Source organism: Pseudanabaena sp. PCC 9330, assembly GCF_055795045.1.
This window is the reverse complement of the sequence record NZ_JAYFES010000077.1, coordinates 1-8,845: the sequence shown is the minus strand read 5'-3', so window position 1 is coordinate 8,845 and position 8,845 is coordinate 1. Positions and strand designations below refer to the sequence as shown.

Below are 8,845 nucleotides of genomic sequence, written 5' to 3'. Positions count from 1 at the left end.
ACATGCGGAAATACAGCCCGGTTTCAGCGGTGCCGGAGGCCTCATCGGTCTCTAACACCGCCACCTTGAACGCATTGCCGAAGGGATGGCGACCGGTGGGTTCAACCCCACCGTTGGCGGTGGCCAAGGCCCCCCGCCCGCCGCGCACCTGCTGGTACTTGCCCGAGACCCACTGAGTTCCTTCTACCAGCGTGGGTTGACCGATTTCGAGGTGGGCGCAGTCAGCCTCACAGGGCACATTGAACCCTTCCACATAGCTACCGCTGATGGTGTTGGTGCGATCGCCTTCTGCCGGGCCGAACACCACATCCACCTGGCCCACTACCACGCCCTGCTCCACGATGGGGTTGGGGAAATTGGCGAAGGGGACATCGGCGAGACCCGGCACCTGGTCGATAACCGACTGTTGCCAGTCGCGGAAGCTCTCCAGCGGAGTCTCAATTAACCCTGGAATATCCGCCAGTCCGTACTGCTCCAGGTTGAGGTCTCCCAGGCTGAGGGATGCCAGGGCCTGATCTTGGAGAACCTCAGTGATGGCAGTTTGCGGGTTTACTTCTCCCTTGAGCAGGTCGGCGATCGGGGCCACCGACTCCACTGAGCGATTGGCTAACTCAGGCACCGCCTGCACCAAATCCCCCAGGGTTTGCCAGGCCACCAGGGCCAAATCTGCCAGTCGTAGGGCAGGCCAATCCAGCCCTACCAGAGCGGCAATTTCATACAGCGAGAACTGCTGGAGCTGAAAGCTCTCCTGGAAATCGCCCAGCTGCATGTACTGATCAGCGGTTTGCCCAGCCTGCCAGACCCGCGACGGGTCGTAGCCCAGTAGACGTATCAGATCCGCTGGAGCCTCAAACGAGCCGGACTCCAGCACCGCAGGCAGGCTGCGCAGGGTGATCTGTACCCAGTCGGGCTTGGTGCCTAAAATCTGATCCTGAATCACGGGCACAGGTGTTCCTGGCTGGAGGCTAGAGTGGGCTGGTTGCACCTGCCAGCTATGAAGCGCGATCGCCAAAATTAGAACAAGAATCCCGATCACAGGCCGCCATGGCCGCCTGCGCCTGAAAAAATATGAGGTCATGGCTTTAACCAGAGTAGAGAAACTAAAGAGCGGTAGAGTTCAAAGGCGGGTCATCACGGGCATTGGCCCCCCACTGCGCCAGGCGGGTGATCACCTCAGAGGAAACCCCTGCTTGCTCGGCGGCGGCAGGCACGGCGAGGCCATCCTGGGCCAGCCGCAAAAAGGTTTGTAGCCGGTTCCACAAGTCCTGATTGGGAGTGATCAGTCCTCTGGATTCAGCCACCTGAAGTCCTCGACGCACATCCCCTGGCCCCAGTAGCGGATGAATGGGGGAGGTGGGGTTAACCACGACGGTGTGGTAGTCGGGCTCGCCCGTACCGAAGGCGATGCGAAATTCGTAGAGGCGGCGATTGCCCCCCGCCGTCTCGGTGATCACCGTCAGCAGCGTGCCGCTGGCCCTGGGCAGATTCTCAAAAACCAGCCCTTGAAGCCGTCTCAGATGAACCACGGAGGGCTGACCCGAGACACAGCTTGAGTCTGCAACGGTGGGGCAGAGCGGTTGATCAAAATCGAGGGCCACTCGGGACGGATCATCGATCCACACCCGCACGATGCTTTCGTTCGTGGGGATAAAGCTCAGGTTGGTGCCATAGCCAGACCATAGGTAAATGACGGGGGCCTGACTGCCGGTTACCCCTTGGGCATGGCTGGCAGAAACGGGATAGGCTGACTGAGCTTGGGCGGGGTGGGATGAGATACTTGCAAGAGAAAGTGCCCCAACTACAATCCAGGGAGTCCAAAGTGTTTTCATAGCGCCACCGTTTGATTCACGTACACATCGACCTCAGTGCCGGTTGGCAAATACCAGACGACGGGGCGATTCAAGATTTCGTCTAGGGCCGCCTGATTTCGCGCTTCCATCTGGCCCGAGAGCTGCTCAAACGCGCCTTCGAGGATTCCAGCTAGAAGATTGGGCTCCCCAGTCTCTTGGGTGATCGCGCTGCTTCCAACAGAGGTGATGACCGAGGATGTTTTGGGCCGGTTCACTAGCCCTGCCGCCCGAGACAATCCGGCCATGGCCGCCATCGTGGCATCCATCCGGGCGATGTCCATGCCTGGGTCGTCATACTTCTGAGCGATCAGGGGGGTGCCCTCCATCCCGCGCAGTTGAACAGCTCCAGCGGACAGCGGGATCTCTTGACCGGCTTGAATGAATGAGACCACCGCCAGCTGCACCAGGCCGCTGTCTGCTACCGATGTCACCTGTGCCACTAGCGACGTTTCTGCTGGTAAGCCGATCTCTCCGTCGGCAGTCAGCAGGGGTTCCATTAACTGCACCACGAACTGAGGGCTGTCTGTCTCCGCCGCCCAGATTAGCAGCGTTTCCAATACAGCTGGGGCTTGGGTGCCGACCAGCAACAGGGGCGATGTCGGGGGCAATGCCACCGGCTGGCCCTGGAGAATGGCCGCTTCTTCGGCATGGTTGATCTCACGGGATGGGGGTGGTGTGCTGACTTGAGCCACCGCCCCAGGGACGGGCGTTGGAGCTGTTGTGCCTAGCGGTGCAGAGGGTTCCTGCGGCAAGGGATTGCCCTGCCCATAGCTCCCCAAATGGGACAGCGCTAGCCATCGTTCCGTTGGATCGACTGGATCGATAACAGGTTGGGACACGACGGGGCGAGCTGAAACAGCCGGAGATACAGGGGCTGGCCGAGGTGGTAGCGGTGCTGGGGTAGGTCGCGCCGCAACCGGTTGGGGTGGTCGTGACGGGGGTGGAGGAGCCGGAGAAAACTCTGGGGCTTCTCTGGCGATTGGCGCTTCCAGTTGGGCCGTAGGCTCTTCATTGGCCAGGGCTTCCAGTTCAGCCTGCTGACGCCCCATCGCTAAATCAGTCAGCAGTTGTCCCCGATCATCGGTAGCACTCAGCTCGGTTTCCTCGACCATGGGTTCTGGAAAATCGGCTTGCGCCTCTTCAGCGGGTGGAGAGTCATTCTTCATCACCCCGCTGGTGAAGACGGCTAAAACCCCTATCACCAGACCCGTTCCAGCGGCGACAACACCCAGCTTGGTGAAAGGGTTAGCCGCCAGGGATAGCTTGGGCTTGAGATCGGTTAGAGCCTGCCCGTCTATATCTTCGGCATCCAAAAGGGGTTCCGCTTCCGATGCATTGGGGGGATGTACAACCTCCTGCCCAGGATCAGAGGCCGGTTCTGGTAAGTGGAGCCCCACCAGGTCGGCCATCTCTTGGTCGTCCCACAGATTGTTGGGTGTCGTCATTACAAGTTCTCCCGTTCAAGTTCACGGATGGCGTAGATTTGCAGGCCAGTTTGGCGAATGCTGTAGATGGCCTGCTCCAGCGGGGTGTCGCCATCGGGCACAGCTGGCGCGGTGACCGCCTCGACAAACACCTCCCGGTTAAAGGGAATGGCTTGGCCTAGGGCATTGGCGTCGTTAAAAACATAGAGATGGGCCACCACCGCCACCTTCCAGCGGCCCTCTCCAACCACCTCAGGGTTGCCGACGTGGTTGATCACCATCACCACCTGACTCGTACCAGTGAATACCCCTGGTGGCGTCAGTTCGGCGACCCGCTTCAGAAAGTCCTGGCGGAAGTCTTCGGAAAAGGCAAAGCTGGCCTGCCAACTGGCGGTAGCAATATTGCGTTTCCCCCGTTCCACCTCAATCGGTAGGCCAGGGTCAGCCCTGGGCTGACTGGCCTCTTCTGCCGTGGGCGCAGGCAGGCTGCCGCTCCAGTTGAACATCAGCACCAGGGTGTCATTGACAAAGCGCCGAATGGTTTCTGGGGTGCGCTCCCGAGAGCCCATGGTGCCGACTCGAATCGCCTGCCCGTCCTGCATTTGCACCAGGGTGGGGGCATCCTGTCGGCTGAGACGGCTCAGGGCACCGGCTTGGAGGAACAAGACCAACAGCATCACCAGCTGCAACCCCACACTGCCCAAGACAAACAGGGGCAGGTAGTTGGTATTGCGTTTCTCAATCAACTGCACCATGGGATATGTCCTTGTGAGTGAGGTCAGCGACGCACGCGGTAGGCCCGACGTCGGGCCGAGTAGCCAGGGGCACGAGCGATGCCACCCATAGCCCCCGTTCCCGCGATCACCCCAGCGGTACTGGTCAGGGCTCCAAAGACCGTCATGCCACCGCCGGACGCCAGCGCCAGCGAGAGAATGGGAGCCAGCAGGCCCAGAAAGAAAGGGGCAATCAGCGGATGGGAATCTCCGGCATTCAATACCGCCAAGGAAACCAGGCCCGAGAGAATGTTGAAGCTGAGTTTGGCGATCGCCAAAGAAAAGAACCCCGTCAGCCAGGCGAATAGTGGTTTGGCCCCCACCGGCAGCAACGAGCCGCCCACGGCGAGTGGCCCCAGGGTGGCGGTCAGCAACAACGAGGCTTCAATCAGCCACTGGAAAGCAATATGCAGCGCCATTAACAGGCCTCGGGTCACCGTCTGAAAGCCTGAGCCCATCAGCGCCCCGCCAAACCTCAGACCTGAATCGAGGGGATTATCCCCGGCCTGAGCCGCCTCCAATGCACGGGACAGGGCATTGGGATTGCCGGTTCTAGCGCGGTAGTCCTCGATAAACTCGCGGGCTTCAATCGCCGCTAGCTCAATGCAATTCGCTCGTTCTTCGGGGTTTTGCAGTTCATAGCACTGGTTGCGGCGCTGAATGATGGTCTGCTCCACGGAGCCTTCTAGAACAGCCGCCTGATAGGCCTCTTGCAGGCGGATATCGGCAGCGGTGTAGGACAAGACGTCCTGGTTGACCTGGTTGATGTAGTTGCGAATGTCTAGGGTAATGGCGGCCAGGCGATCGCCATTATTCGACAGCAGCACAATCACCAGCAGCGGCCAGATGAAATCGGCGTAGGCGCGGCTGCTTTCCCCTTCCACCATCTGCCGCGTCCACTGGGTCATAAATAGGAGCAGGGTAGCCACGGCGAATAAGACCCCCACCCGAGCTAGGGCAAAGTAAAGGCCCCCCTGAAGCACGCTCTCCCAAAGCTGGTTCCAGCTTTCGGCTACCGCTTCCGACGCGACCTGACCACCTTCAACGATGTCGGCGCTGTCGCGGGGTAACTGGGCGATGGGTGAGATGGGCCAATCCAGCAGCATGGGGTTCACATCCAAGTTGACGTCATGACGAACAGACGTCTAGAACAAACGAGCCTGGGCGCTAATTTGCAACGTGTCGAGGGCATTGCCCAATTCTTGGAGGCGACGGGCACGGGCCTCTTGATCCAGGTTTTGAGACATGTTGGTCAGGTTGAGGTTGGTCAACTGAGCATCCTGGCGAGATTGCAGCAGTTCTGACTGCACCGCCCCGAGAATTTCTGACTGACGTGCGTTTTGCTGCGCCATCTCCTTGATCGCCGCCTGGGTGGAAACAGCCGTCTGGGCCGAGTCAGCGTGCTGCTGCACCTGGCCGATAGTGTCTTCAATCCAGGTGATTTTGTCGCGGGTGGAAATTTGCCCGCGCTGGCCCAGCACCGCATCGACCTGGGCGCGGGTGAGCTGCCGGTCAACTTCATTGGCGGTTTCAAGGCCTGCATAGATGCTGTCGGACTGGGCTAAATCGCCCTCTAGGATGGTTGTTAGCTCCTCCGCGATGGCCGAACGTACCCGGTTGGGGTCAACCAGGCCCAGATCTCCCAGAGCGTTTTGGATTACACCCTCCAGATCGCCGGGCAGCGGCGTGAGTAGGCCAGAGAGGGTTTGTTCGATATAGGTTTTGCTGGTCTCAAAGGCCTGGCGGAAAATGCTGAAGATATCGGTAAAGGCCGTCCCCACCTGCGAGGCAGCGGCGGGTCTGATGGGTGCCACCAGCAGGGTGGTGGCCAAGATGGGAACGAGGGCAACGCGAAGACGTGGGTTCATGAATGACCTCCAGTGGGTAGGGAGTTGAAGGAAGACAGGGGAACTTCAGGATGGGGATTGCGCTCAGCAAACCAGCGCTCGGTGATCACCGAAAGGGGTTCTCCAGACTGAATCGAGAGCACCAGCAGCCGGGCAAACTCCGCCAGGCCCGTAAAGGTATCCGGGGCGTGGCGCAGCACCAAGTCCCGAGTCGTCTGCTCATCGGGGTTGTTGGCCACAGCGGCCAGCTGGGCGAAGGCGGGATAGTAGCGGCAGTAGGTGTAGAGACCGTTGTTGTCCAGCAGCCACTGGCTGTAAATGCCCTCCCGCTTGGGAAAGAAGCTCTCGCTGGCATTGCGGCTGATGACGGCCTTGGGATATTTGAGAATGCGCTCAAAGCTATCCACCGCCATGGGCTGAATACGGCCAATCAGACGCGTGGTCAGGTTCTGAAAAATCTTGGCGCTGGCGGGCGATTTATGGACGGTATCGGGATCTTGCGCCGAGATGATCACCCGGATTCCAGCCTTAGCCCCGTTGGCGCAAAGCCTGCCAATCAGGGCTCCAATTTCGTCAAACTCAAACAGGATAGGGGCTTCGTCAATAAAGAAGATGGACGCCGGAGCTTCCAGGGCTCGCCGCAGGGCAGCGGCATAAGCCGAGAGGGCCAGCACGGCGGCATCTTCTTCGTTGGATAGATTCCGCAGGGCAAAGACCAGCAGTTGGGCATCGGTGGGAAAGCTGGAGGGAGCCGAGATCGCCCGCCCGACTCGGCTGGAGAGCCAGAACCGCAACCGCAGCTCAATCATGTTGAGAGCCTTCTCGATATTGCCGCCCACCTGGTTCAGATCCAGTTTTTCAGGGGTGCAGAAGTCGAGAAAGTCAGCCAGGGTGGGCATCTGTGCCCAGGCCGCTGAGCCTAAGCGCCCTTCCATCGCTTCTAGATAGCGTCGCTGAATCGGAGCATCGGCAAAGAAGGCATTCAGGCCCAGCACCAGAATCGAGCGAATGGTCTGGGTCATCACTGAGCTATTGGCCCCCGAGCCCACAATCATGGTTAGCAGCGCCGACTCCAGAAATGACTGAAAGTCGTCGAGGCGTTCTTTGCGCTCGTCACCGGGCAGGTGGCGCAAGTCGGGCAGCTCGAACAGGTTGTTGGACTCGCGGGAGATGTCGAAGTAGGCTCCATCCACCAGCTGGGTGTAATCGGTGAAGGTCGAGGAGCCATCGGGCTTGGGAAAATCGAGGGCCACCACCGGAAAGCGGTGGGCCAGTGCCTGGGTGAGGATGCCGGAAACCAGGACAGACTTCCCGGCTCGGGTGGTGGCAAACAGGCCCAGGTTTTGGTGCTGATTGAACAAATCCAGGTGGATGGGTTGCCCACCTTCCTCAGCAATCAGCTCAAAGCCACTTCTGTCGCAGGGCTGGGTCACCACCAAGGGCATCAGCCCCGGTGCTTCGCCAGTCAGGTAAAGCTGCCGCCGTCCAAAGGGGGTCGCCATCAGCGCTTCCCAGACAATCGGCAGCGTCTGAAGCCACACTTTCCAGGCGTAGTCTTGCTCGCGCTCGACCCAGGCCGGGCGGCGAAAGCAGCTCTGGATATAGCGGCAGGCTTCATCTAGCTGCTCCAGATCCGGTCGATGCACTAGAAACACCACGGCGGTGTGGATCGGCAAAGCGCCTTCAAAGAGTTCTTCCTGGGCCTCAATCGAGCGCTTCATCTTTAGCTCAGCGGCCACATCTACCGAGTGGCTGTCTTCAGCTAACGTAGCCGTCATGTTCGACTGCTTCAGCATCCGCTGCACGGTGGTTTTCACCAGGGTTTCGTTGGCCCGAGTTAGCTGGCAAAAGATTTCGGTATCGGCCACCGTCTCGCGGGAGAGGATCTCCCACAGGTAGCGCAGCTGAGCCGATTCACTGGCCCAGCCACCCGGTTTTTCCAAGAAGGTGAGGGGAGCGGCATACTGCCCTTTGACCTTGACCCAGGTTTTCCCAGCGGTGGGCACTCCCGCCCGAGTCAACAGCGTAGTGCTGTGAATGTCCGAGTTGACCTGCTCGTGCAGGCCGTCCTGATCCAGGATGATCAGCTGGGGGATGTCGATGGGGTCACTGGCGTTAAAGCGGTTCCAGAGCAGGCTCCACAAATCTTGTTCACCCAGGGGTTTGACCGAGAGCCCCATTTTGGTTGAGAGCACCTGCTCCCAAAGCAGAAAGCCATCGGTAAGGGCCTTGGTGATCACCGTTTGCAGGCGCTGGTTTTTGGCCTGGCGCAGCTCACCTGTGAACGACTTCCATAGGGTTTCGCCTCTGCTGATCACCTTCTCGATGATGTCCTGGGCTCCTTCGGCACCGCTCTGGACGGTATAGGTGACGTACAGCCGTAGAAACTTGGGTTTGCGCAGGCCTTGTTGGGTGAGTTGCTGGACTCGGGCACGTTCAGCGGTGAGGAGAAACTTTAGGGCAGCGCTGGGAGCACCGCTAGATAATCGAGCTAGATCCTGCTGTCGCTTACAGTCTGCTGAAAACGACCCCAGATGGATCGTCAACCGCTCACCATTGGGCAAATCCTTCAGCCCCGATTCCAGCTGGTCAAAGACCGTCTTGACCTGGTCATCGGTCAGGGTGTTGTGAATGCCCTGGCAGTCGAAGCCAAACACAAAGCAGAGGTGCTCGCGGTTCTTGCCCTTCGTGAGGACGTAGGCTCCAACCTGCCGCCCTCGCAGCTCGATTCGCACCATGGCGGCGAGGTTGAGCGCATCTTCAAAGGGCGTCAACGTGCTGACGAACTGGTTGCCGAGCTTGAGTCGGTGTTTGCCGATGGTCTGTTTCATCGTGGATAAACCTTAGATATCGGGCATAGCCGCGACTCCAGGTGGGAGTCGGCACAAATTTTGCGGTGAACTTCCAGCTCTGCCCCCCGGTGAGAATCCACCAGGTAGACATGCCCCAGG

6 protein-coding genes and 1 pseudogene are annotated in these 8,845 nt (G+C 59.6%); all 7 read right to left on the bottom strand.

The window, feature by feature from the left end; all coding sequences use genetic code 11:
* Positions 1-946, bottom strand: a pseudogene (locus tag AC0QKW_RS06310) (hypothetical protein); the annotation flags it as partial.
* A 154-nt stretch (positions 947-1,100) separates the two neighbouring features.
* Positions 1,101-1,829 carry a hypothetical protein gene (locus AC0QKW_RS06305; protein WP_473150215.1) on the bottom strand — a complete coding sequence of 243 codons (729 nt, stop codon included), beginning with the start codon at positions 1,827-1,829 and terminating at the stop codon, positions 1,101-1,103.
* Positions 1,826-3,295, bottom strand: a complete 1,470-nt coding sequence (locus AC0QKW_RS06300; RefSeq protein WP_473150214.1) for a TrbI/VirB10 family protein — start codon at positions 3,293-3,295, stop codon at positions 1,826-1,828. The genes AC0QKW_RS06305 and AC0QKW_RS06300 overlap by 4 nt, the downstream gene beginning before the upstream one ends.
* Positions 3,295-4,029: a hypothetical protein gene (locus tag AC0QKW_RS06295; RefSeq protein WP_473150213.1), complete on the bottom strand. Its 735-nt coding sequence runs from the start codon at positions 4,027-4,029 to the stop codon at positions 3,295-3,297. Before AC0QKW_RS06295 ends, AC0QKW_RS06300 begins: the two co-directional genes overlap by 1 nt.
* 23 nt (positions 4,030-4,052) lie before the next feature.
* On the bottom strand, positions 4,053-5,153 hold the full coding sequence (locus tag AC0QKW_RS06290; protein ID WP_473150212.1) for a hypothetical protein: 1,101 nt from the start codon (positions 5,151-5,153) through the stop codon (positions 4,053-4,055).
* Between the two features lie 39 nt (positions 5,154-5,192).
* Positions 5,193-5,915 carry a hypothetical protein gene (locus tag AC0QKW_RS06285; protein WP_473150211.1) on the bottom strand — a complete coding sequence of 241 codons (723 nt, stop codon included), beginning with the start codon at positions 5,913-5,915 and terminating at the stop codon, positions 5,193-5,195.
* The gene (locus tag AC0QKW_RS06280) at positions 5,912-8,725 is read right to left on the bottom strand and encodes a hypothetical protein (protein ID WP_473150210.1); all 2,814 of its coding nucleotides are present in this window, start codon (positions 8,723-8,725) and stop codon (positions 5,912-5,914) included. Before AC0QKW_RS06280 ends, AC0QKW_RS06285 begins: the two co-directional genes overlap by 4 nt.
* Between the last annotated feature and the right edge of the window lie 120 nt (positions 8,726-8,845).

Coding starts and splice junctions, on each gene's coding strand:
- AC0QKW_RS06305 (WP_473150215.1), bottom strand. CDS start 1,829: ATGAAAACACTTTGGACTCCCTGGATTGTAGTTGGGGCACTTTCTCTT.
- AC0QKW_RS06300 (WP_473150214.1), bottom strand. CDS start 3,295: ATGACGACACCCAACAATCTGTGGGACGACCAAGAGATGGCCGACCTG.
- AC0QKW_RS06295 (WP_473150213.1), bottom strand. CDS start 4,029: ATGGTGCAGTTGATTGAGAAACGCAATACCAACTACCTGCCCCTGTTT.
- AC0QKW_RS06290 (WP_473150212.1), bottom strand. CDS start 5,153: ATGCTGCTGGATTGGCCCATCTCACCCATCGCCCAGTTACCCCGCGAC.
- AC0QKW_RS06285 (WP_473150211.1), bottom strand. CDS start 5,915: ATGAACCCACGTCTTCGCGTTGCCCTCGTTCCCATCTTGGCCACCACC.
- AC0QKW_RS06280 (WP_473150210.1), bottom strand. CDS start 8,725: ATGAAACAGACCATCGGCAAACACCGACTCAAGCTCGGCAACCAGTTC.